This is a genomic window from Priestia taiwanensis, assembly GCF_014638355.1.
In the GTDB taxonomy this organism is placed as follows: Bacteria; Bacillota; Bacilli; order Bacillales; family Bacillaceae_G; genus Priestia_D; species Priestia_D taiwanensis.
The window spans coordinates 345453-370109 of sequence record NZ_BMFK01000001.1; the positions used below are offsets into that span (position 1 = coordinate 345453).

Below are 24657 nucleotides of genomic sequence, written 5' to 3' on the forward strand. Positions count from 1 at the left end.
GAATTAGGAAGTATTGTTGGAGGGAACTTGTAAGTGAAAACAACTATATCGCAAGTAAGCAAATACGTAGGACAAGAAGTCGTTATCGGAGCGTGGTTAGCTAATAAACGCTCTAGTGGTAAAATTGCTTTTTTACAACTTCGTGATGGATCTGGATTTATCCAAGGTGTAGTCGTGAAGGAAGAAGTAGGAGAAGAAATTTTCCAAAAGGCAAAATCAATCACACAAGAAACATCATTATATGTAACAGGTATTGTTCGTGAAGATGAGCGTTCACCATTCGGATACGAGTTAACGGTAACTAATGTGGACGTTATTTCTGAATCAGTGGATTTTCCAATCACGCCGAAACAACACGGTACGGATTTCTTAATGGATAACCGCCACTTATGGTTACGTTCGAAGCGTCAACATGCGGTAATGAAAATCCGTAACGAAATTATTCGTGCTACATATGAGTTCTTCCATGAAAATGGTTTCACGAAAGTAGATCCACCGATCTTAACTGGTAGTGCACCAGAAGGAACAACTGAATTATTCGCAACGAAATACTTTGATGAAGATGCATATCTTTCTCAAAGTGGACAATTATACATGGAAGCAGCAGCAATGGCGTTAGGAAAAGTATTCTCATTCGGCCCAACATTCCGTGCTGAGAAATCGAAAACTCGCCGTCATTTAATCGAGTTCTGGATGATTGAACCTGAGATGGCATTCTGTGACCATGAAGAGAACTTGGTTGTACAAGAGAACTACGTATCATACTTAGTTCAATCTGTATTAAAAAACTGCAAATTAGAATTAACGACATTAGGCCGTGATATTTCGAAGCTTGAGAACATTCAAGCACCATTCCCACGTATCACGTATGATGATGCAATTAAATTCTTACACGAAAAAGGCTTTGATGATATCGAGTGGGGCGATGATTTCGGTGCACCACACGAAACAGCAATTGCTGAGAGTTTCGATAAGCCAGTATTTATTACGCATTATCCAACGAAGATTAAGGCATTCTATATGAAGCCAGATCCAAAACGTGATGATGTTGTATTATGTGCAGACTTAATTGCACCAGAAGGATACGGAGAAATCATTGGTGGTTCACAACGTATCGACGACTTCGCATTATTAGAAGAGCGTTACAAAGAGCATGATTTAACATCAGATGCATACAAGTGGTACTTAGAATTACGTAAATACGGTTCTGTACCGCATTCTGGTTTTGGATTAGGTCTAGAGCGTACAGTAGCTTGGATTTCAGGTGTTGAACACGTTCGTGAGACAATTCCATTCCCACGTCTGTTAAATCGTTTATACCCTTAATAGAGAAATCCTCCATACATATGGAGGATTTTCTTCCTTTCCTCTTCCCCGTTTAGGTGAGAGGGAAATAAATGTCTTTTACACACCTTTTTAATCTGCGTGGTATACTAAAAAACGAGGTGTCTTGCTCATGGAAAACAAACATTTGCTAATTAAATGGTTACAAGAAGGAAGCATTGCCATTCCGAAATTATTAATGAACAACTACAAAAAGGTCGGATTAAATGAACTAGAAATGATGGTTGTTCTTCATATTCATACGTTTATCGAAAGCGGAAATCCATTTCCAACACCAGATGAAATTGCGGAGAAGATGACGATTACATCCGTTCATTGTACCGATATACTGCGTCAATTATTTCAACGAGGCTTTTTGGCGATTGAGCAAGAGAGTGTAGCTTCTCCTGTTATAATGGAGCGATATACATTGCAACCATTATGGGAGAAAATGATGTACTCATTATCAAACGAAGTAGTGCAAGAAAAGAAAAAAGTAGAAGAAGCAAATCAAGTACATTTATATTCTATTTTCGAACAAGAATTTGGACGACCATTATCACCGTTTGAGTGTGATACACTTCGAATGTGGGAAGATCAAGATAGCCATGCGCCTGAATTAATTAAAGCGGCGTTACGTGAAGCGGTTATAAGTGGTAAGCTTAATTTCCGTTATATCGATCGTATCTTATTTGAATGGAAGAAGAATAACATTAAAACGATTGAACAAGCACAACAACAAGGGAAGAAGTTTCGACAGTTCCAACAACAACGACCAGCAAAGGCGGAGCAAGAGTATAAGGGCACCATTCCGTTTTATAATTGGTTGGATCAATAATAGCGAGGGGCTTCCTCTCGCTATTTTCTCTGTTGTGAAGAAGATACTATATAGGGCGAATGAATAGTGGAGGGAAAGATGTTAACGAAAAAAGATATCCGTTTTTGTTTGGATACAATGGGCGAAATGTTTCCAGATGCACATTGTGAATTAAATCATGAAAATCCGTTTGAATTAGTCATTGCAGTTAGTTTATCTGCACAATGTACAGATGCGCTTGTTAATAAAGTAACCGCAAAACTTTTTCAAAAATATAAGACACCAGAAGATTATTTGGCAGTTCCATTAGAAGAGCTTCAGCAAGATATTCGCTCTATTGGGTTATTCCGTAATAAAGCAAAAAATATCCAGAAGCTTTCTCAATTATTGATTGATGAATATGGTGGTGAGGTACCACAAGATCGTGATGAATTAACAAAGTTACCTGGTGTTGGGCGTAAGACGGCAAATGTCGTTGTATCTGTCGCATTTGGTGTACCAGCTATCGCTGTCGATACACATGTAGAGAGAATTAGTAAGCGGCTTGCAATTTGTCGTTGGAAGGATTCTGTGTTAGAAGTAGAGAAGACACTAATGAAGAAAATTCCGATGGATGAATGGTCTGTGGCGCATCATCGTATGATTTTCTTTGGGCGTTATCACTGCAAAGCGCAAAACCCTGGATGTGAAAGCTGTCCACTAGTAGAAGTTTGTCGAGAAGGTAAAAAGCGAATGAAGGTGAAGAAATGAGTCAGATCATAAACATTCCAATTACTTTCAAACATGTACCATTTTACGTAGGGGAACATGTTTTATTATATAAAGTAGAGAACGGGATTACGGACAATCCGTACTTTTTATATGATATTGCGTATATAGAAGAGGTAGAGTTATTACGTCCGTGGGAAAATCGTTTTGTCCATATTCAAGAAATCATTGAATCATGGAAAGAAACAATAGAAGAAGTAGCGGAGTTGTTTAAAAATCGTAATCGTAAAGGGGCACGACCTTTTATGGTGAGATACATTGCTCACTTCGTTAGTAGTATATTCTGGTTGAATGAACGATACGTAGCGGGCATAGATGATATTCTTATATCTATGAAAGAGCTGCCAATTAAACCGTTGAATATTGAGGAACGCTTGCAATTTATCTTAGAATCACCTGATCATTATCACTCTTTTGTTCAGTTAAGGGAGTTATATGAGGAATTTGAAAAGATTGCAGTGAAACAACAAATCTTATCAAAAAAAGCTCACAATTTGTGAGCTTTTTTGTTTAGCGATTATTATTGCCATTCCCACCGTTACCCGGGTTTGGTTTATTCGGATCTGGCTTGTTCGGATCTGGCTTGTTTGGATCTGGTTTATTTGGATCCGGTTTGTTTGGATCCGGTTTATTTGGATCCGGTTTGTTTGGATCTGGTTTATTTGGATCCGGTTTGTTTGGATCCGGTTTATTCGGATCTGGTTTGTTTGGATCTGGTTTATTCGGATCCGGTTGATTTGGATCTGGTGTTTCTGCTGCAGTAGGCGTAACGGTTATAGTTCCAGGTTCACTTTTTCCTTTTGATGTAACGGCTACAACAGAAATTGTATAACTCTTTCCTGGGATAGCGTTGGGAATACTTGCACTATTCCCACTTACAGCAAGAGGGGTAGTTGCACCGTCTACTGTGTAAGAAACTTCAAATGTTGCTGTTTCATTTTCTGGTGCTTGGAAGCTCCAGTTCACTTTAATACTCTTTGATGCTGCATCGTAGTTAGCATTTACATTTGGCTTTGCTAGTTTCTCTTCTTCAACTGCTTTAATTTCTTCGCCACCTTTAACGCGATATTCATTTCCAACTTTCTCCACACTGTTAGGTGCTTTAAATGAAGATGTATCTGTGCCAACTTTACTCATAATCGCTTTAAAGATTTGCTGAGAAATTACAGTATCTTTTCCTTTAATATAGTCGGTTTCAGATGTCTTATCGTAACCAGTCCATACCGCTGTTGAGTATTGAGGTGTGTAGCCTACGAACCAGCTATCCCATGTTGGGCTGTTTTTCATTTTGAATTTCCTGATGTCTTCATCAGCAAAGTTAGTTGTACCCGTTTTTCCTGCAATGTCTAGTTTCGAAACGTTAGCGGCTGTACCAGTACCGTGTTTCGTTACACCACGTAACATGTCTGTAATTAAGAATGCAGTGGAGTCTTTCATTGCTTTTTTCGTTTCTGGAACCAAGTCTTGTTCTGTCTTATCAGGGAAGACAACTTTTGTTACAGCATATGGTTTTGTGAATGAACCACCGTTACCAAATGCTGCATATGCACCGGCCATTTCAAGTGGTGATGTTCCGGGATCGAACGAACCGATACCAGCTGACTCGGTTAGTTTTTCTGGTACAGAAATGCCTAAATTTGCAACGAAATCACGTGCGTACGGTATGCCTGCTTCATTTAATGCCTTAACTGCAGGTACGTTTCGAGATTGTACGAGCGCGTCGCGCATCGTCATATGTCCTTTGAACTTTTTATCAAAGTTATTTAAAACATTCCCGTCTTTATACGTGTAAGGCTCATCTTTTAATTCGTGTGAGGTAGCCCATTTATGCTTCTCGATTGCTGGCGCATAGTCGATAAGAGGCTTGAATGTCGAACCTGGTTGACGGCGAATATCTTTTGCTTTGTTGTGTCCACCTTTTTTGTAGTCACGACCGCCACCAATTGCTTTAATTTGACCAGATTCTGTATCAACAATAGCGATACCAGCTTGGAAGTTGGCATCTGGGAATTTCACACCACCGTTTCCAGCAAGTACATCTTCTGTTGCTTGCTGAACTTTTGGATCTAATGTTGTATGAATTTCTAATCCTGCTTCACTCACGTTAATATCTGGTAATGCATTTGTTACTTCTTCAATTGCTGTATCAACGAAAGCTGCATATTTTCCGCTTTCTGGATTGTTGATTTTAAGTGTTTCTGTGACTGGCTTACTTTGTGCTGTTTTCATTTCAGCTTCTGTAATATAGCCATTTTTGTGCATTTGTGCTAATACAGTATTGCGACGTGCTTCTGCTTTTTCTGGATACTTTTCTGGATTATAGTTATTTGGACTTTGTGGTAGACCAGCTAATAATGCAGCCTGCTCTAATGTCATCTCATGTAATTTATCTTTTGGTAAGCTGAAATAATAATCAGCCGCTTTTCCAGCACCGTAAATACGACCGCCATATAAAATCTTGTTTAAATAAATTGTTAAAATTTGTTGTTTTGAGAATTTACGTTCTAACTGGAATGATAAGTAAAGCTCCTGTACTTTACGCTTAATTGTTTTCTCATTTGTAAAGAAAGAGTTCTTCACAACTTGTTGTGTAATGGTACTACCGCCTTCTGCAAAGGATCTTTCTTTGAAGTTCGCTACGACAGCGCCCATAAAGCGTCTAGGATCGAAACCATTATGTTCATAGAAACGGCTATCTTCAATAGATAGAACAGCTTCTTCTAGCACTTTCGGAATATCTTCATATTCAATTTGTTCGCGTTTTTGTACGCCGATTTCATCGATAAGATCGCCATTTATATCGTATACATTTGATGAAACTGGATCTTTTAGAAGTGTTTCATCAAAGGATGGCACATCACGAATCATCCAAAGGAATGTTCCTGCACCAACGATGATACAGAATACGAAGATGCTTAAACAAATAAGCATAATTTTTTTCCAAAGTGGTTTTTTTGCTTTGTTTTTAGTTGGTTTTGCCTTCTTCTCTTGTTGTATCTTTTTTCGTTCTTCGCGTGAACGATAATTTTCTGACATACTGTCTTCTCCTACCTTTCACATTATTCACAAAAGAGCTGCAGAAAAGTATTTATTGAATTTATCACGAAAAGTATAATGTGTCTAGTATATTCAAATATGGGATACGTGGTTGGTAGCCTAACTTGATAGGGTGTCCCACTTCTTCTAGCTCTGCTTTTGTGATTGACTTACGTCCACCGTGTTCATATCTTTTCCAGAAATGAAGAAGATGAACAGCTTCGAGTAAATAAACTTCATCTAGTGTTGTGAATTTGATAATAACAAATGCTATACCGTCATGATGTATTATCTCTTTCATATGTTCAATTTGGTGTACATGGAAGTTTTGTAGTGGGAAACTAGTCTTGTTTCTCGTTTCTTTTGCTTCAAAGTCAATGTACTTACCTTTGTAGACGCCGTTGTAGTCAGTCGTCGAAGCTTGCTTGAAATAAGCCTCCTTAATGACAGCAGCGCTACGTCTTGGATATTCTACGTGCACAATTTGAACAGGAGTAGGTTTCTTATGAACACATGCTACTCCTTTAGAACGATAGTATTCATTTGTTTCATTTAAGTATTCTTCAAGTGTCATTCCACGGTTACTATATGTCGTTTGTTTCTTCGGTGCTTTTGGCGTGTTTGTTGTTTCTTTAGGTGAAACATACACTTTTCCATTAGGATATCGAATTGTCATTTTATCTTTTTTTCCACCACCATCTTTTCTCGCCTAGTGAGATTATACCAAAAAACTAGATGCAATGGTTATAAACTTTTACCTGAAAGGGGATGGCTAAGACGAGGTGAGAGATATGTTTGAACATATAGTATCAATTGAAGAGAGAGAGCTAATTGCATATATACAGAAGGAAACAGAGATATATAATTGCGATAATATTTCAAGGACAAAAGCATATGAGGCGTATTACAAACGAAATGATGAAATAAAGTGGTCGTTCTTGGCGGGAATGGTTTCCCGTAATGCCGGGTGGAATATGACTGATTTGACACAAGGTGGAGTGCTTGATGGGCTACATAAAGAAGAGCGTACACGTCTTTTCTTAACATATGAAAGGGCGAATTGGCTTATTTTTTTAGACGCCTATCCACAACTATTATTGTACGAAGTTAGTAAGAAGAGGGGTAAATCATTTGTACATTTACTTCCGTTCTTCCATGTGTCGGTCTTTATGAAAAGGGAATGGGAAAGATATATGGAGAGTGGGGATACCGCACGAATATGTGTTGCCCTTATTATAAATGAGCAACATATTATTCAAAAGCCAGTAATCGATCACCCATACTTTTCGAAGGAAGTGTTTCAATCTTTCCATTTTCATGTGCAGGAATGGTTACGGATTAGTTACGTTGTATTTCCAACGCTAAGAGGAGAGTTATATGGATTTGCTGTGAAGGGATTCAAGGAGGTAAGTGAGCGAATTAGATTAGGGAAGAAGTTAGTTGCTTTACTATTTCATTGTGAGATGTATCCTTTATTTATTGCATTTGCATCAAGAACACCTCCCACTGGTTCTAGAATGGATTACGAGCAATATAGTCCGCCCATGAAGAAAGAACAAGCGTTACCATTACACCTTGTTTACCCGATGATTTCGCATACGCGCAGTTGTACGGTAGATTGGTATCAAGATGGGTTAGATGAAGAGAACTGGTTTGAAGAAATAGAAATTGGTGATGGTTTAAATATACGCGGCGCTTTCTCGCGCAAACAACAGCTCGTACATATACTTACAAATCTACAAGGATAAATATATTCGCAATATTCGCCAAAACTTGACGCTTTTAAAAGTAGGGAAGAAGAATTAGCACTTTCTTTGCCGAAATACAACTAGTTTTGTCGTATGTAAAGGAATAGGGAAAGAGTGTAGAGAATACATTATCAAGTATCCAAGTAAAGGGGCTGGGAGTATGATTATAGTAAGTAAGACGAATTGTTTACAAGTAATCGATGCGTTGGTAGGAAAGCTGGAATTGACAGAATCAAATCTTGCGTTAACGATAAACCATCATATTAAACAACAATCTGAAGTACTCCTGAATCAAGTAGATAAGGTTGATATGCGTATCAATCATTTAGAGAGGTTCGTAACGTCTCAACATGATATGTGTGATCGGAATGTGAATATATGTGAACGAGCAATTAGCTAATGAAATAGCGTTAAGTATTGTAAAGCATTTCTTAATAAGAAGGAATGCTTTTTTATTTTGCGATGATTAATGAAGTGTATAGTAGGTGTATTTATTAAAAAGGATTAAACTATTATTGCTAAACGATAAATATTGTGTTAGATTCAATGGTACAATGAATAAATGAGGTGCTGTTTTATGAAACGAGAAACACTTTTTTTAAAGATAGTCGTTTTTCTTATTGGAATTCCAATACTTGGTTTATGTATAGTTATATTACCTGAATTAGCTGGATTTTACGCGAAGTTACTTCCTAACATGGCGTATTTACAATATCCTTTTTTAATTATTTTGTATGCAACAGCCATACCATTTTTCTTTGCGTTGTATCAGACGTTAAAATTGTTAAGTTATATTGACAAAAACATTGCTTTTTCAGAGTTATCTGTAAAGGCATTAAAGAGTATAAAATATTGTGCAGTTTCACTTAGTATGTTGTATGTACTAGTTCTGCCGTTCTTATACCTTTTAGCAGACGCAGATGACGCTCCAGGTCTTATCGTGCTTGGACTGGTTGTTATATTTGCTTCAATGGTAGTTGCAGTCTTTGCGGCTGTTCTTCAAAAGCTATTAAAAAATGCTATTGATATAAAAGAGGAAAATGATTTAACGGTTTGAGGTGATAACATGGCGATTATAGTTAATGTTGACGTAATGCTAGCAAAAAGGAAAATGAGTGTGACAGAACTTTCAGAGAAGGTTGGAATAACGATGGCGAACCTTTCTATTTTAAAAAATGGGAAGGCAAAAGCAATTAGATTTTCTACTTTAGAGGCAATCTGCAAAGCGTTAGAATGCCAGCCTGGAGATATTTTAGAGTATAAAATGGAAGAAGATTAAATGTTAATAAATAAAAGGAACCTCATGGGAGGTTCCTTTTATTTGCCCTTTTTGAAAAAGTTTCAACTCTGACTGATGGAAATGGGGAGATATACTTAACTTATTGCCTCAATCTCGTATGCTGGCTTAGTTGCGCCGAGTAGCTCTAATTCTTTAATGAGATTACGGTATGTGGAGATAGCGACGACTCCTTTTACATAGCAAATTCGTAAAAAGTCCATCAATTCATTTAGATCTTCTGCCTCGTACTGTTTGTGCAAGATAAATTCCCGTTTCAGATCTTGTAATGTCATACATAACCCCTCCTTAAGTAATCGATAGTGCTCTCAATTTCCTTCAAACATGGTAAATAAATCCTGTAGTGTACTTATAGTAGCATATAATACATATTTTCCTTTTTTTCTAAAAATTTAAACTTTCGACAATAATAGACAATATTCTGTTTTTTTATAGGATACACATCTAGGGGCGTGTGCACATATACTGGAGCAGAAAATGCAATGATGAAAGAGGGGTACAGATGTTTAATAAACCACGAGAAAGAATACCACATCATCCTTCTCATACGATGCACGTGCCTCCACAACAAATGATGGGAGTACCGCCGTCCATGCATCAAATGGGAGGAGGGGCACCTATTCCGCATCAAGAACGATTTACAAGGATTGGCATGTCGCCTGATCAGCAACAAATGATGGGGATTCCACCGGAGTACTATCATTTGAACGGCCACCAGCAAATGAGTGGGCACCAACCCACGAGAATAGGGACATCTCCTACAGTAACAAATTCGCCTACGCATATACATCGTATGCAAGGGACATATGGGCAACCAGAAGTACCACCTCATCCATATCCAATACAGGCATCACATCATTATCCGAGAGGAAGGCGTGGAATGTTACCGCGTAGGGAAGAAGAAACAGCATATAATTCATACGGGATGATGCCCTCGACTCAACAACACGATGTAAATAACCAAAGCTATCAGCATATAGGAATGGGGCAAGAAAATCTCGTTCCTTCGTATCCCCAGATGACACCAGTTCCACCGGCTATTATGCAACATCAACAGCAGGGATCCTCGCAAACTCCTTATTCAACCCCACCATTGGGGCCAGCTCATCAAAGTAATCCATCCATTCATTCATCTCCTCAACAAGGAGGGAACTTATACGGGATGATGCCGTCCAATCATCCATATGATACACAGCCACAAGGTCATGCATCTATGCCATCAGCTTATCAACAGCCTGAGGTACAGCCATCCCCGTATCAACAACAGGCATATGCACAAGAAGGACATGGAATGATGCATGACCAACAATCTAATGGGAAAAATCCTTTTCATGTATACATGCCACAGGAACAAAGTGTACCATTCTTTCCACCTGATGGACCGAATTTTCAAGCGTTAGGTGGAATGGGACCGCAATTTCCTTATCCTGTACAACCAAATCAAAATGGAAAAAAGGAACCATCGCAGTTTCAAAATATGTTAGCACAATTTAAAGCATCTGATGGCAACTATGATATTAATAAAATGATGAATACAGCAGGGACAGTAATGAATACGATGAATCAATTGAGTGGTATGGTAAAACAAGTAGGCGCATTCTTTTCTGTGAAATGATATGATAAAGTAAGATATAAATACATGTTTTTCTGTATAAAATAGGTGTTTGTTTAGTCATGTACACCTTTCTCATCATACTGTAGCAGTGTAAAGATAAATAACAGATAGATGGAAAGGGGAAAAACAAATGTTCTACGGTAATCCATGTAAGCCATGTTTTCCACCGTGTGCACCACCAATTGTTCATCCAACTAAGTGTTGTGAGGAGCATACGTTTTCCAAAACGGTAGTACCGCATGTTCACCCAAGTCATACGACGTTTGTAAACCATCACGTATTTGAGCATAAGCACTATTTCCCACATTCAACTTCTTGTGCAAACACAGTGAAGAATGTTGATGCAGGACCTGGTTGCGGAATGCCAGGTGGGTTCGGCGGAGCACCGGGTGGATTTGGCGGAGCACCAGGCGGATTTGGAGCAGCACCGGGTGGATTTGGAGCAGCACCAGGAGGGTTTGGAGGAGCACCAGGAATGGGAATGCCACCTCAAGGTCCTATGTATGGAAAGCCATACGGTAATAAATAGATGTATGAAGAACTGGTGATAGCCGCCAGTTCTTCTGTTTGCTATAGGAGTTGAAAATGTGAAAGTTGTTGTTATTACAGGATATAAGCCATCTGAATTAGGAGTTTTTTCGGAAAAGAATCCAGCAGTTACATATATCAAACAAGCTATTCGAAAGCGATTAGTACCGTTAGTTGAAGCTGGATTAGAGTGGGTAATTATTAGTGGACAGCTTGGAGTCGAGTTATGGGCAGCACAAGTTGTAGTGGACATTCAGTTAGAACATCCACACTTGCAGTTAGGATTATTCACGCCATTTTTGGAACAAGAAGAGAATTGGAACGAGCATAATAAAATGATGTATGAAGAAGTATTAATTCATGCTGATCATGTCGATAGTATTACAAAAAGAAAATATGAAAATCCAATGCAATTTCGTTTGAAAAACTCTTTTTTAGTAGATAAGAGTGATGGTATGATTATAATGTATGATAGCGAGCATGAGGCTTCGCCGAAATACATATTAGCAGAGGCTATGAAGAAGAAAGAACGAGCAGAATATGAAATAATGACAATTACTTTTGCAGATATTCAAGACATAGTAGAAGAAGAGCAATGGAATAGATGGGAAGAATAGCCCTTTATTTGACAAAACGCAGATTTTTTGAAAAAATTAATACTTGAAAGTTTCTGCAAAAGAACTTGAGGTGATAGTATGCAATCAGGAAAACTTAATTTAACTACAAGAGACATTTTAGACAAAGAATTTAAAACTGGAATTAGAGGCTATAACCAAGAAGAAGTGGACAAATTTTTAGATTTAATCATTAAAGATTACGAATTGTTATCCAAAGAAATTGAGTTATTAAAGAAAGAAAATGAACGCTTGAAGAAATCGACGGATGAACCAGCCGTAACGAAGCCAGCTGCAGCGCCATTTACAAATACGAATCCAGATATTTTACGTCGATTATCGAATTTAGAGAAGCATGTATTCGGTAGCAAACTGTACGAATAATATTTTAGATATGAGAACATCGAAATAAAGGTTGCATCTTTATTTATTTTTTACTATACTGATATATGTTGCATTCAATAACGTTTGGGTAATCGCTGCAACAGCTTTGTTGTAGAGGAAAGTCCATGCTCACACGATCTGTGATGATCGTAGTGTTCGTGCCTAGCGAAAAGATAAGCTAGGGTAGCTTGGTATCGACTGAGCTAACGGCAGGGAACCGACCTAAGTCCCTCGGGATATGGTCCTACTACCTTGAAAGTGCCACAGTGACGTAGTCCCAGAAGAAATGATGGGAGTGGAACGCGGTAAACCCCACGAGTGAGAAACCCAAATAATGGTAGGGGCACTTTCTCCACGGAAATGAACGGAGGAGAAGGACAGATGAAGTGTTCATTCTGTAGACAGATGGTTACCACCTGAGTACGAGGTTAAGAACCGCTTGTAGTACGATGGTACAGAACATGGCTTACAAAACGTTATGGATGATAAATTCGAAACTTCAAGCCTTCCTTAGTTATGAGGAGGGCTTTTTGTTGTCATAATAGAAGATAGAACATTTAATATAGGAGAATGGCTATGAAAAAAGTAACGTTAATTGCAACGGCTGCTATGGGATTAGAAGCATTAGTAGCGCGAGAAGTGCGAAATCTTGGGTACGAGTGTCAAGTAGACAATGGAAAAGTAACGTTTGAGGCGGATGTACAGGCTATTTGTCGTGCAAATTTATGGCTACGTACAGCCGATCGTATCAAAATTAAAGTAGGCGAATTTAAAGCACACACATTCGACGAACTATTTGAGAAGACAAAAGCGTTAAATTGGGGTGATTACATTCCAGAAGATGCAGAATTCCCTGTTATCGGTAAATCAGTTAAATCGAAATTATTTAGTGTTTCTGACTGTCAAAGTATCGTAAAGAAGGCTGTCGTAAATAAATTACAACATACATATAAGCGCACAACATGGTTTGAGGAGAATGGTCCTTTATATCGTATTGAAGTGTCGTTACTAAAGGATGTTGCGACGTTAACAATCGATGCGAGTGGTGTTGGTCTGCATAAGCGTGGATATCGTCTTGCACAAGGGGAAGCGCCGTTAAAAGAAACGTTAGCTGCTTCACTTGTTATGTTAACGAACTGGACGCCAGATAAGCCGTTTGTTGATCCTTTCTGTGGCTCAGGTACAATTGCGCTTGAAGCTGCATTAATTGGACAAAACATCGCACCTGGATTTAACCGTGACTTTGCTTCTGATGATTGGGTATGGATTGGGAAAGACAATTGGAATCGAGCTCGTGAAGAAGTAGAAGATTTAGCAAATTACGACCAACAATTAAACATTACAGGTAGTGATTTAGACCATCGTATGGTTAAGATTGCAACAGAGAACGCAGAAGAAATTGGTTTCGGTGATATGTTGAAATTTAAGCAAATGCAAATGAAAGATTTCACAACGAGAGAGGAATACGGGTATATCGTGACGAATCCTCCTTATGGTGAACGTTTAAGTGAGAAACCATTAGTGGAGAAGTTATATGCAGATATGGGAGAGGTTCTTCGTCCGTTGGATACATGGTCTGTGTATTTATTGACGAGCCATGAAGGCTTTGAACAGTTCTATGGTAAACCAGCATCAAAGAAACGCAAACTATTCAATGGTTTCATTAAGACGGATTACTATCAATACTTTGGGAAGAGACCACCAAGAATTCAAGAATAATGTTGTATAACTCGGCGCTTGCCGAGTTTCTTTCCTTTATTATTATGAAAAGAAAAAGAGGGATTGTATGCTGACACGTCAAAAACTTCCGTTTGAAGTGGGAAAAACAGATAATTTTTTTGATAAGTTAAATGAATGGGTTGGGGATGTTTTCTACGATATTTTACCTGACGCTGGGTTCGATTTACGTGATGAACAAGTATTTATGGCATTCCAATTAGAGCGAGCATTTAAAGAAAAGAACGTAATCTTCGCTGAAGCGGGCGTAGGAACAGGGAAGACAATCGTTTATTTACTATATGCTGTATGCTATGCACGTTACGTTGGCAAGCCTGCAATTATCGCATGTGCAGATGAAACATTAATTGAACAGTTAGTGAAAGAAGAGGGCGATATTAAGAAGCTTTCACAAGTGTTGGATTTAACGATGGACGTACGTCTTGCGAAGTCACAAGAAAACTACTTATGTTTAAAAAAATTAGATGATGCGGTAGCGGGTCTACCTTCAGAGAGAATTGAACAAGTACATGAGAGCCTACCTGATTTTGTACTGAGCAATGCAGGAATGCAATCATTCCACCATTACGGTGATCGTAAAGAATACCCAGAATTAAATGATGAAGAGTGGAAGGAAATTGGTTGGGATTACTACCAAGACTGCTTCACGTGTGACAAGCGCCATCGTTGTGGGCAAACATTATCGCGCGACCACTACCGTAAAGCAACAGACTTAATCATTTGTTCGCAAGATTTCTACATGGAACACGTATGGACAATTGATGCACGTAAGCGTGAAGGTCAAATGCCATTATTACCAGAAGCGAGTTGTGTTGTATTCGACGAAGGACACTTAGTAGAATACGCAGCACAAAAAGCATTAACACACCGCATTAAAGAAAACTCCTTAGAAGAACTTCTAACACGATTACTACAAAATGATGTTCGCGAAGAGTTCGCAACACTTGTAGAAGAAACGATTGAGCAAAACACACAATTCTTCGATACGTTGTTCAACTATACGACAGAAGTATCTGGCTCGCACCGTATGGAAGTAGAGCTTTCAGAAGAGTTAATGAGGGAAGGACGTAAGCTTCATTCTTTCTTAGCTGATATTGGTGATGGGTTAGTATTTGAGAGTGAAATGTACACAATCGAACAATACGACTTGAAAATTGTGGATGAGCACTTAGATATGTTAGAGTACACACTGCGCTTATTATTCCGCGGAGAGAACGTTATTACGTGGGCAGAAAATGAACAAGGTACATTAGCGTTAGTTGTTATGCCACGAGCAGTAGAAGAAGTATTACGTGAGAAAGTATTCTCGAAGAAAATGCCGTACATCTTCTCTTCTGCAACGATGTCAGAGAAACAATCATTTGACTATATGGCAAATAGCTTAGGTGTAAAAGATTACTTATCATTCTCTGTTGAATCACCGTTTGATTACGACGAGAATATGAAAGTATACATCCCGACATTTAAGACAGACGATGCATTTGAACAGAAGTTTACGTATACCATGGAGCATATTGAGAAGTTAGAAGGAAAAACATTAGTATTATTCCGTTCAACTGAAGAATTAGCGATGTTCCAAGCGGAAGTGGCAAAAATGGATGTGAATGTACCGTTCTTATTTGAAGGGGAAGCAGAAATTAGTTCCTTAGTTTCTTCATTCCAAAATGATGTGAACAGCGTTCTATGCGCTGTACATTTATGGGAAGGTCTTGATATTCCAGGTGAATCATTATCACAAGTAATCATCTGGTCATTACCATTCCCTCCAAACGATCCAGTCTTCCAAGCGAAGCGTAACCAAGTGGCGAATCCGCATGAAGAAGTAGATATGCCGTACATGATTCTTCGTTTACGTCAAGGTATTGGTCGTTTAATTCGTACGACAGAAGATAGCGGTTCGATTTCTATCTTATTAACAGAGGATATCGACAAGCACGTAAAAGATGCAGTTGTGGATGTACTTCCAGTAGAACCACAATACGTATAAAGAAAGAGAGGATAACACGCTATCTTAGCAGGTGTTATCCTCTTTTTGTTTGTTCTTTTTATAGTTAACTTTATGGTTTATATATAGTAAAAGGCCATAGATGGAGGAAAATCCGATGAGATAGTAGATGTTTTTATAGTGGAAATTAAAAAAATAAAAACCTATCGCAAAAAATAAAAAGATTAGAATTTGAAACACCCAGTATTTAGACATTTAATTCCTCCTTTGAAAGATGTAGTTTCGTATGTCTAATTTCGTACACTTTCTCCTGTTTTTAAGAGGTGTCTTTCGGAAATACCATTATCTTTCTTCAGTCACTGTATAAATTATTTGGGTGTAGTATCATTTGAAGTTGATTTTTCAGAAATAAAGGACGTTACGTATACGGAACGGAGAGTGGCGACTCCTGCGGGAAAAGCGAGGGAAGTGAGACCCCGCAGGCTTTGCCAGGGAGGCTCACTCTCGCCCGCGGAAAGCGTCCACTCGAAGTGCAGTGTAATCTTTTAGTGAAGAACGGTTATTTTTCCAAAGGACTGCCTAACTTATTATCAATTTCGCTCGTATCAATATCATCACCGAACCATGAGTGAAGTTTCTCTTTTGCTTCTTCTTTCACATCTTCGTCAATGTACATCGAAGCAGTAATAATTGCGCTAACAAGTACACCTAGGTCATCCGTGTAACCAACTCCAACGGCGATATCTGGGATAAGATCTAATGGTAAGATGAAATATCCTAATGCAGCGATAATGACGCCTTTTACTTTCGTTGGTACTTCGGGTTTTTGCAATACATAATATAGGATTAATACGGCATAAATAACAGAGGTTCCTGCTTTTTTTGCAACTCGTTTTATTTTTTGCCATAACTTTTGCTCTGAGTAATGTTTTTCTTCTTTCATGAAATATCCTCCCGACTAACATTCTTGTACAAAATGATAGCGTATGGTGATGCAAAAGTAAAAGGATTTACATATATAGATGCCGAATTATATAATGTTAGCCATAAAGGTAGAGGAGGGGGATTAGTAGTATGACAGTTCAACAACTTGAAACAGTCGAACAAGAGTTTTTAGCATATGTGAAGAAAATGGGTAGTTATGGTGAAGCATTAAGCCTTGTTTTCTGGGATTTACGTACAGGGGCACCTTCGAAAGGGATAGAGCAACGTTCAGAAGTAATTGGCATTCTTTCCGCAGATATTTTTGATATGTCTACGTCAGAGAAGATGGAATCTTTCTTAAAGGAGTTAGAAGGAAAAGAAGGATTATCAGAAATTACAGTGAAGACGTTAACGGAATGTCGTAAAGAATTCGATCGCAATAAGAAAATTCCGAAAGAAGAATATCAAGAATATGTGAAGCTACAAGCGATTGCGGAAAGTACATGGGAAAAAGCACGAGAAGCGTCTGATTTTGCGATGTTTGAGCCATATTTAGAAAAACTTGTGGCATTTAATAAGAAATTTATTACATACTTAGGCTATGAAGGAACACCTTATGATAGATTACTTGACGAATATGAGCCAGGCGTAACGGTAGAAGTATTAGACCGCGTATTCGGTCAATTACGTGAAAGTATTGTACCGTTAGTGAAGCAAATTGCCGAGAGTAAGAAAGAATTAAAGACAGAGGCATTATTTAAGCATTTCTCAAAAGCGAAGCAAGAAGAATTCACATTGAAATTAGTAGAAGAGTTAGGTTATGATTTCGAAGCTGGTCGCTTAGACGAGACAGTACATCCATTTGCGATTACATTAAGTCAAAAAGACGTTCGTATTACAACTCGTTATGATGAGAATGATTTCCGTATGGCATTATTCGGTACAATTCATGAGTGTGGACATGCGGTATATGAGCAAAACATTTCAAGTGACTTAATGGGAACGCCGTTAAGTGCTGGAACGTCAATGGGGATTCATGAGTCACAATCATTATTTTATGAGAATATGATTGGACGTAATAAATCATTCTGGAAACGTCACTATGACCGTCTGAAAGAATATAGCGATGGTCAATTTGATTCATTGTCACTAGACGAATATTATGAAGCAATTAATGAAAGTAAACCATCATTCATCCGTATTGAAGCTGATGAATTAACGTATCCACTACATGTTATGGTTCGTTATGAAATCGAAAAAGAATTATTTAACGGAAATCTTCAAGTAAAAGACTTGCCGAAAGTATGGAATGAGAAGATGGAAGAATATTTAGGAATTGTTCCTGAAAATGATGCCAAAGGTGTACTACAAGATGTACACTGGTCAGGTGGAAGCTTCGGATACTTCCCATCTTACGCATTAGGTTATATGTATGCAGCACAGTTTAAAAATACGATGATCAAAGACATTCCGAACTTTGATGCGTTATTAGAGGAAGGGAATGTAACACCAATTCGTGAATGGTTAACAGAGAACATTCATAAGCATGGTAGATTGAAGAAGCCGCTAGACATTTTACGCGATGTAACAGGTGAAGAATTAAATGCAACGCATTTAATCCGTTACTTAGAAGCGAAATATAAAGAAATTTATAACTTATAAAAGGAAAGTCGTAATGTACAGATGTACATTACGACTTTTTTGTTTTGGAATATCCGAAAAAGAGAGACAACAAAGAACTGGAAATAGTCTTAAAACTTAACATTCATTGCTAGAAAGAAAAAAATATTCAGCTTTTTAATACTATTCTCTTTTCAAATTAAAAAGATTGATGTATACTTCACCTATCGATAATAAAGAAGCTACTCATATAATCGTAGGGATATGGCCTACAAGTTTCTACCTAGCTACCGTAAATTAGCTGGACTATGAGTGAGCGCGTGTAGTCTATTTATGTATAATAGACTACTTACTTTTAGGCAGAAGAGCGTAAAAGGAATGGCCTCACTCGATGTATTAGTGAGATTATTCTTTTTATGCTCTTTTTATTTTTCATGGGGGGATATACAAATGCAACTATTACAACAGAAAATTCGAGAAGAAGGAAGAGTGTTATCAAATGAAGTACTGAAAGTAGACTCGTTCCTTAATCATCAAATTGATCCACAATTAATGCAAGAGATTGGTCTAGAATTTGTTAGACGTTTTGAAAGCAAGGAAATTACGAAAATCGTGACATTAGAATCATCTGGTATTGCACCGTCTGTTATGACGGCTCTGCAACTTCAAGTTCCGGTTGTTTTTGCTAGAAAGCGTAAATCACTCACGTTAAAAGATGATGTGTACGTATCAGAAGTATATTCATTTACAAAACAAGAGAAGAATGAAATTGCAATGTCCAAAAATTATGTGACAGCTGATGACCATGTGTTAATTATTGATGATTTCTTAGCAAACGGGGAGGCTGCATTTGGACTAATTGATCTTGTGAATCAAGCTGGAGCAGTGATTTCAGGAATTGGTATCGTTATTGAAAAATCATTCCAACCAGGTGGAGATAGACTACGTGAAACAGGCCTGCAAGTAGAAGCGTTAGCACGAATTGCTTCGTTAGAAAATGGCGAAGTGTCATTTTTATAAGAAGAGGGGACAGAATGATGAAACAACAACCAGTGAAAGTATTCTCATTAGGATTACAACATGTATTAGCAATGTATGCAGCGGCAGTAGTCGTACCACTTATCGTTGGTGGGGCGATTGGTTTAACCGGAGAGCAATTAACATATTTAGTGTCGGTTGATATTTTAATGTGTGGTGTTGCAACAATCTTACAAGCATTCTCGAATCGTTTCTTTGGGATCGGTCTACCAGTTGTATTAGGATGTACATTTACAGCAGTAGGGCCAATGATTGCAATTGGTTCGCAGTACGGAATATCGGCTATTTACGGAGCAATTATTGTAGCAGGTATTTTCTTAATTGTGTTTGCTGGATTTTTAGGAAAACTAATGAAATTCTTCCCGCCAGTTGTAACTGGATCTGTCGTAACGATTATTGGAATTACATTAGTACCGGTAGCAATGAACGATATGGCAGGTGGCATTGGAAGTGATGATTTCGGTAGTCTTTCGAACTTAGGCTTAGCATTTCTAGTCCTTACTATTATTATTGGTATTTATAAATTTTTCACTGGATTTATTCGTTCTATCTCGATTTTGTTAGGGTTAGTTATCGGAACGGTTATTGCTGGCTTTATGGGACAAATTAGCTTTCAAGCTGTTGCAGATGCAGAATGGTTCCACGTTGTACAACCATTCCATTTTGGTGCACCGACGTTTGAGTTAACGCCAATTATTACGATGTTGCTCGTTGTATTAGTCGGTGTTGTAGAAGCGGCTGGTGTATATTTTGCAGTAGCGGATATTTGTAACCGTAAGTTAACAGAGAAAGACTTCGCGAAAGGGTATCGTGCCGAAGGGATTGCCATTTTATTCGGTGGTATTTTCAACGCTTTCCCGTACACAACATATTCACAAAATGTAGGGCTCATTCAGTTATCTGGAGTTAAATCGCGTTCTGTTATATACACGTGTGGAGGAATCCTTATTACACTTGGTTTTATTCCGAAAGTAGCGGCATTAACGACAGTTATTCCAAAGCCAGTAATGGGCGGGGCAATGTTAGCGATGTTTGGAATGGTGATGGCATACGGGATAAAAATGTTAGCAAAAGTTGATTTTGCGAAGCAAGAGAATTTATTAATTGTTGCGTGTTCGGTAGGGATTGGTCTTGGAGTAACGGCTGTACCAGGATTTTTCGAACATTTACCTGAAAACCTTCGTATCTTAACAAGTAATGGTATAGTTGTAGGTGGATTTATGGCGGTCTTATTAAATATTGTTTTTAATTTATTCCCGCGAAAAGATGTGAAAATAGGCAAAAATGTGAAGGTTGCATCGTAATAAAATAATTTTTCCAACTTTTCACTCGTCTTTTTTTGTTAAAATGCGTTATACTATAAGTGCACAACAGTAAGTTAACCTTCAAAACGTCGAAGCCTCTCCATTTAGATGGGGAGGCTTTTTGGCGTCTTCATTATTTTTATTAGAATACGTCTTAATATTTAATTAATGATGAATTTTCTAGTAAAATAGAAGAAACTTCATAGAAATAAAAGGGGAGAAAAGGTTGAGCACATTACAGGGGAAAGAACTTAATGAACGAATAGGGGAACGATTAGTTTCGTTATATGAGCAAGTGCAACGACATAGTGATCAAGAAACAACGTCGTCGCTCGTTTCTTTAATGAAGAAAACAAAAGATAATGATATATACATTGCGCTTTGTGGGCATTTCTCAGCTGGAAAATCATCTTTCATTAATGAGATGTTCGGTGAAGGGCTGTTACCGACAAGTCCGATACCAACGAGTGCGAATACAGTAGCGTTCTCATATGGAGAAGCGGAAACTCGTCTTTATTTAAATACAGGTGAAAAAGTTGTTTATCCAGGAGAATATACGAAAAAAGATATCCAAGCGATGTGCAAAAATGGAGAACAAATTTTGCATATTGAAATGAAGCGTAAACATCCATATTTGGCAAAAGGAGTTGTCTTTATTGATACTCCCGGTGTCGATTCAACGGACGATGCGCATAAATTAGCAACGGAAAAATTATTGCCAAGTGCAGATTGTATTTTATATATGATGGATTATAATCATGTGCAAGCAGCAGTGAACATAGAATTTGTTCGTACGTTGAAAAAACGTGGCAAACAATTGTATATTTTCGTCAATCAAATTGATAAACACAAGGAAGAAGAATTACCTTTTCATACGTATCAACAATCGACAAGAGAGGCATTCGCGGCGTTAGGTGTTGCAGAAGAAGAGATTTTCTTCTTATCTCTTTATGAGAAAGAGCATCCACATAACGATTTACAAAAAGTAAAGGCGTTAATGGAATCGTTATATAAAGAGAAAGAGACAGAGCGTCTCCGCAATTACGAGCAAGAAAGCATGTATGTAATTGAACAACATATGGAGTACCGAAAGGAGTCATTACCTAATTTTGAACATTATCGTGAAGAAGATGTCCAACAGGTAGAAGGCATAATAAATAACTATAATGAAGAAAAAGAAGGATATATCGCTTCTTTACGAGAAAGTGAACAGCAGTTCCAACGTGGGATAACAGATATTTTGCAAAATGCGTACATTATGTCGTATGAGGTACGTGAGTTAGTGAAAAGTTATTTAGAATCGATATCACCGAATTTCAAAGTAGGAGGCTTATTCTTCGCAAAAGGAAAAACAGAAAAAGAAAAAGAACATCGTTATCGTGAGTTAATGGCATCATTGCTAGAAGCAGTGAAGACACAAATTGATGTCCATATGAAGGAATTTGTAAAGAAATTTATGAAACAACAGGACGTATCAAATCGAGGAGTAGAGCAACGATTATACGAGCTAGCTATTCCTATTTCAGATAACGTACTAATAGTTCGAACAAACGGTGCAGATCAACTAACAGGGGAGTATGTACTATTTTATTGCGATAGTGTCGTAAATGAAATAAAGCGAGTATACAAAGAACAATATGTGGTGTTCTATCAACAAGAAAAGCAATATTTCATGCAGGCGACAGAGGAGAAAATAACGAAGGTTGATCGTGAATTAAGTGAACGAGTACGAGTGTTGCAGGATTTTTTATGCTTGAAAGAAGCGAAACAACAGTGGGAAGAAGAAAAGGGCGTTTTAATTCGTAAGTGGCAAGGTGAAGATGTAACGAATAACAAGAAAACCGTTGATGATGTGATGAAACAATACGAGGTAAAAGAGGCAAATGGAGAAGTTGATTGGAAAACAAATGACAGCTTTGATGTAGTAGAAGCACAGATCGTAGACGATATAAAACAATCGAATCGTACCGAAATGCAGGGGCATATTACACGTGTCGTAGAAGAAGTGAAAAAAGTAGAAGAAATATTAACACCGTTTCCAGCGCTACATCATTTGCAACAAACGTTAGGTGAGAAGCGTGAACGTGTAGAGAATCGTCGCTTCACCATTGCACTGTTTGGAGCTTTTAGTGCAGGTAAATCGTCATTTGCGAATGCATTAGTTGGTGAGAAAATTCTGCCGTCTTCGCCAAATCCAACGACTGCGACGATTAATCGTATTACTGCACCAACGGATAAATATCCGCACGGAACAGTTGTAATTTATGAGAAAGATAGAACATTTACAACGGATATTTCAGAGTTAGAGGAATACGTAGCGAAAGAGGAACGAGCAAAGTACGTTGAACGAGTAGACATTCATTATGCATGTAATTTAACGAACATGGGTGTGACGTTAGTTGATACGCCTGGTGCAGATTCAATGAACAATCGGCATACAGATGTAGCGTTTGAGTATATTAAAAATGCTGATGCAATTTTCTTCGTAACGTATTATAATCACGTCTTTTCACGCGGGGACCGCGAGTTCTTAATTCAATTAGGGCGTGTGAAAAATACGTTTGAACTTGATAAAATGTTCTTCCTTATTAACGCCATTGATTTAGCGAAAGACGAAGATGAGTTGCATAGCGTGAAAATATATATCGAACAACAATTATTACAATATGGTATTAGACAACCACGTATTTTTGGTGTATCAAGCCAGCAAGCGATGAAAGGTGAACGAAAAAAATCCCGCATTGAAGACTTTGAAGAGTCATTCTACCGATTCTTATTACATGATCTCGTTCATATGTCACTTCGTGTACTGCAAGACCGCATGGTTCATACAGAAAAGCAAGTGACAACAATGATTCGTATGATGACAACGAGTGAAGAAGAAAAACAACGTGAATACGCATTATTAGTAGAAGAGCGAGAACAACAACGAGCGAAAGTAATGCTACCACTCGCGGAGACAGAACAGAAGGCTTTCCGTATGGAATGTGAAGAGTTATTGTACTACGTGAAGAAGCGTGTATTCGTTCGTCTACACGATGTGTTTGTGGAATTCTTCAATCCAAGTGTTGTAAAGAAAGATAAAACGATTCTGCAAGCATGCTTAGTGGATTTGTTGAAGTTCTTGGAACACGATATTGTGCAAGAAATTCGTGCAACATCTTTACGTCTAGAGAAATATATGAAAGATAACCTTCAATATACGAAGGAGCAGTTGAAAGTGGATATACAAAAAGGGAATGAGCAATGTGATGTATCTTTTGATTTGGAAGTATCGTTCCGTCCGCCAACTTTTCATAAGCCGTTTGAAGAGATGGATATGAAGCGATTCCAAAAAGCATTAGCGTTATTTAAAAATCCGAAAGCATTCTTTGAAAACAATGAAAAAGCATTAATGGAAGAAGAAATACAACAACAATTAGAAGAACCACTTTCTCTATATACGGAGACAACACAACAGCAATTTGTTTCTCATTACATGGAGGAATATGCGAATGCCTATGACGAGATGCAGCGTAAGTTAATAGAAGAGATTGACCAATTCTACACAAGTCTTGAGGAAGTGTTATTACAAGAAGCAGATATCGAATTATATGAGAAATTACAGAAAGAGTTACGACAAATAATAGCATATATCTCATAGACAAAACATGATACAATGACGTAAAGAAACACATACAGGGGGATACAGATGAGTAACGTACATGAAGCAATTTCAAAGCATAGTCAAGCACAACATCAAATAGTCAAAAGATTTGTGGAATTAGAATATCGCCGTGAAGATGCGATTGAAGCAGCGGTCGCAAAATGTAAAAATGGAGAGGAGTTCTCTATAGGTAACATTAATGTTATTACGGAAGAAATGAACGAACTAGCAAGGACAACAGGAATCGTACCGGTACGCAAGTATGTAACGCCTGAAATGGTGCAAGAATACGTAACACGACTTCAGTAAGAGG

The 24657-nt window shown here is 37.9% G+C and carries 23 protein-coding genes, 1 other RNA gene and 1 riboswitch; of the genes, 20 read left to right on the forward strand and 4 right to left on the reverse strand.

The genetic code is table 11. The features are described from left to right. Positions 1–33: 33 nt before the first annotated feature. From asnS to IEV41_RS01795, 4 genes are all read left to right on the forward strand, one after another. Positions 34–1326, forward strand: coding sequence for an asparagine--tRNA ligase (gene asnS / locus IEV41_RS01780; RefSeq protein ID WP_188386740.1), 1293 nt, complete (start codon positions 34–36; stop codon positions 1324–1326). Positions 1327–1456: 130 nt separating this feature from the next. Then, the gene (locus tag IEV41_RS01785; RefSeq protein WP_188386741.1) at positions 1457–2161 is read left to right on the forward strand and encodes a DnaD domain-containing protein; all 705 of its coding nucleotides are present in this window, start codon (positions 1457–1459) and stop codon (positions 2159–2161) included. A 78-nt stretch (positions 2162–2239) separates the two neighbouring features. Continuing rightward, positions 2240–2890 carry an endonuclease III gene (nth, locus tag IEV41_RS01790; RefSeq protein ID WP_188386742.1) on the forward strand — a complete coding sequence of 217 codons (651 nt, stop codon included), beginning with the start codon at positions 2240–2242 and terminating at the stop codon, positions 2888–2890. After that, on the forward strand, positions 2887–3408 hold the full coding sequence (locus IEV41_RS01795) for a YpoC family protein (protein WP_188386743.1): 522 nt from the start codon (positions 2887–2889) through the stop codon (positions 3406–3408). Before nth ends, IEV41_RS01795 begins: the two co-directional genes overlap by 4 nt. Before the next feature lie 10 nt (positions 3409–3418). On the opposite strand, the gene IEV41_RS01800 is transcribed toward IEV41_RS01795, so the two are convergent. Beyond that, positions 3419–5944, reverse strand: coding sequence for a penicillin-binding protein 1A (locus tag IEV41_RS01800; RefSeq protein WP_188386744.1), 2526 nt, complete (start codon positions 5942–5944; stop codon positions 3419–3421). Positions 5945–6008: 64 nt separating this feature from the next. Further along, positions 6009–6620 (reverse strand): Holliday junction resolvase RecU, encoded by a 612-nt coding sequence (gene recU / locus IEV41_RS01805; protein ID WP_188386745.1) that lies wholly within the window; start codon positions 6618–6620, stop codon positions 6009–6011. A gap of 115 nt (positions 6621–6735) precedes the next feature. Here recU and IEV41_RS01810 point away from each other — a divergent pair, with 115 nt between their 5' ends. From IEV41_RS01810 to IEV41_RS01825, 4 genes are all read left to right on the forward strand, one after another. Then, on the forward strand, positions 6736–7692 hold the full coding sequence (locus IEV41_RS01810) for a DUF2515 family protein (protein ID WP_188386746.1): 957 nt from the start codon (positions 6736–6738) through the stop codon (positions 7690–7692). Positions 7693–7852: 160 nt separating this feature from the next. Beyond that, a complete protein-coding gene (locus tag IEV41_RS01815) occupies positions 7853–8092 on the forward strand; it encodes a hypothetical protein (RefSeq protein WP_188386747.1) in 240 nt (79 codons plus the stop codon). A 177-nt stretch (positions 8093–8269) separates the two neighbouring features. Then, complete coding sequence (locus IEV41_RS01820) at positions 8270–8749, forward strand: DUF2975 domain-containing protein (protein WP_188386748.1); 480 nt, start codon at positions 8270–8272, stop codon at positions 8747–8749. 9 nt (positions 8750–8758) lie between these two features. After that, complete coding sequence (locus IEV41_RS01825; RefSeq protein ID WP_188386749.1) at positions 8759–8971, forward strand: helix-turn-helix domain-containing protein; 213 nt, start codon at positions 8759–8761, stop codon at positions 8969–8971. Positions 8972–9066: 95 nt separating this feature from the next. Here the strand turns inward: IEV41_RS01825 and yppF are convergent, their stop codons facing one another. Continuing rightward, positions 9067–9264: a YppF family protein gene (gene yppF / locus IEV41_RS01830; RefSeq protein ID WP_188386750.1), complete on the reverse strand. Its 198-nt coding sequence runs from the start codon at positions 9262–9264 to the stop codon at positions 9067–9069. Positions 9265–9491: 227 nt separating this feature from the next. Here yppF and IEV41_RS20230 point away from each other — a divergent pair, with 227 nt between their 5' ends. The 7 genes from IEV41_RS20230 to IEV41_RS01865 all read left to right on the forward strand — a co-directional run bounded on the left by IEV41_RS20230 (position 9492) and on the right by IEV41_RS01865 (position 15854). Continuing rightward, positions 9492–10604: a YppG family protein gene (locus IEV41_RS20230; protein ID WP_188386751.1), complete on the forward strand. Its 1113-nt coding sequence runs from the start codon at positions 9492–9494 to the stop codon at positions 10602–10604. A 130-nt stretch (positions 10605–10734) separates the two neighbouring features. Beyond that, a complete protein-coding gene (locus tag IEV41_RS19910) occupies positions 10735–11133 on the forward strand; it encodes a CotD family spore coat protein (protein ID WP_188386752.1) in 399 nt (132 codons plus the stop codon). Between the two features lie 58 nt (positions 11134–11191). Next, the gene (locus IEV41_RS01845; RefSeq protein WP_188386753.1) at positions 11192–11749 is read left to right on the forward strand and encodes an SLOG family protein; all 558 of its coding nucleotides are present in this window, start codon (positions 11192–11194) and stop codon (positions 11747–11749) included. A 78-nt stretch (positions 11750–11827) separates the two neighbouring features. Then, positions 11828–12130, forward strand: coding sequence for a cell division regulator GpsB (gpsB, locus tag IEV41_RS01850; RefSeq protein WP_188386754.1), 303 nt, complete (start codon positions 11828–11830; stop codon positions 12128–12130). Between the two features lie 80 nt (positions 12131–12210). Then, positions 12211–12604, forward strand: an RNA gene (gene rnpB, locus IEV41_RS01855) — RNase P RNA component class B. Positions 12605–12706: 102 nt separating this feature from the next. Next, the gene (locus tag IEV41_RS01860) at positions 12707–13849 is read left to right on the forward strand and encodes a THUMP domain-containing class I SAM-dependent RNA methyltransferase (RefSeq protein WP_188386755.1); all 1143 of its coding nucleotides are present in this window, start codon (positions 12707–12709) and stop codon (positions 13847–13849) included. Between the two features lie 67 nt (positions 13850–13916). Beyond that, positions 13917–15854, forward strand: a complete 1938-nt coding sequence (locus tag IEV41_RS01865; protein ID WP_188386756.1) for an ATP-dependent DNA helicase — start codon at positions 13917–13919, stop codon at positions 15852–15854. A gap of 517 nt (positions 15855–16371) precedes the next feature. Here the strand turns inward: IEV41_RS01865 and IEV41_RS01870 are convergent. Then, positions 16372–16755, reverse strand: a complete 384-nt coding sequence (locus IEV41_RS01870; RefSeq protein ID WP_188386757.1) for a YkvA family protein — start codon at positions 16753–16755, stop codon at positions 16372–16374. Between the two features lie 131 nt (positions 16756–16886). Between IEV41_RS01870 and IEV41_RS01875 the strand changes: the two genes are divergently transcribed. From IEV41_RS01875 to IEV41_RS01895, 5 genes are all read left to right on the forward strand, one after another. Further along, a complete protein-coding gene (locus IEV41_RS01875; RefSeq protein WP_188386758.1) occupies positions 16887–18398 on the forward strand; it encodes a carboxypeptidase M32 in 1512 nt (503 codons plus the stop codon). Between the two features lie 184 nt (positions 18399–18582). Next, positions 18583–18685: riboswitch (purine riboswitch) on the forward strand. A 121-nt stretch (positions 18686–18806) separates the two neighbouring features. Beyond that, the gene (locus IEV41_RS01880; RefSeq protein WP_188386759.1) at positions 18807–19376 is read left to right on the forward strand and encodes a xanthine phosphoribosyltransferase; all 570 of its coding nucleotides are present in this window, start codon (positions 18807–18809) and stop codon (positions 19374–19376) included. A gap of 17 nt (positions 19377–19393) precedes the next feature. Then, positions 19394–20698, forward strand: coding sequence for a nucleobase:cation symporter-2 family protein (locus tag IEV41_RS01885; RefSeq protein WP_188388642.1), 1305 nt, complete (start codon positions 19394–19396; stop codon positions 20696–20698). A gap of 226 nt (positions 20699–20924) precedes the next feature. After that, a complete protein-coding gene (locus IEV41_RS01890) occupies positions 20925–24341 on the forward strand; it encodes a dynamin family protein (protein ID WP_188386760.1) in 3417 nt (1138 codons plus the stop codon). 48 nt (positions 24342–24389) lie between these two features. Continuing rightward, positions 24390–24653 carry a DUF2533 family protein gene (locus IEV41_RS01895; protein WP_188386761.1) on the forward strand — a complete coding sequence of 88 codons (264 nt, stop codon included), beginning with the start codon at positions 24390–24392 and terminating at the stop codon, positions 24651–24653. The last annotated feature ends 4 nt before the right edge of the window (positions 24654–24657 follow it).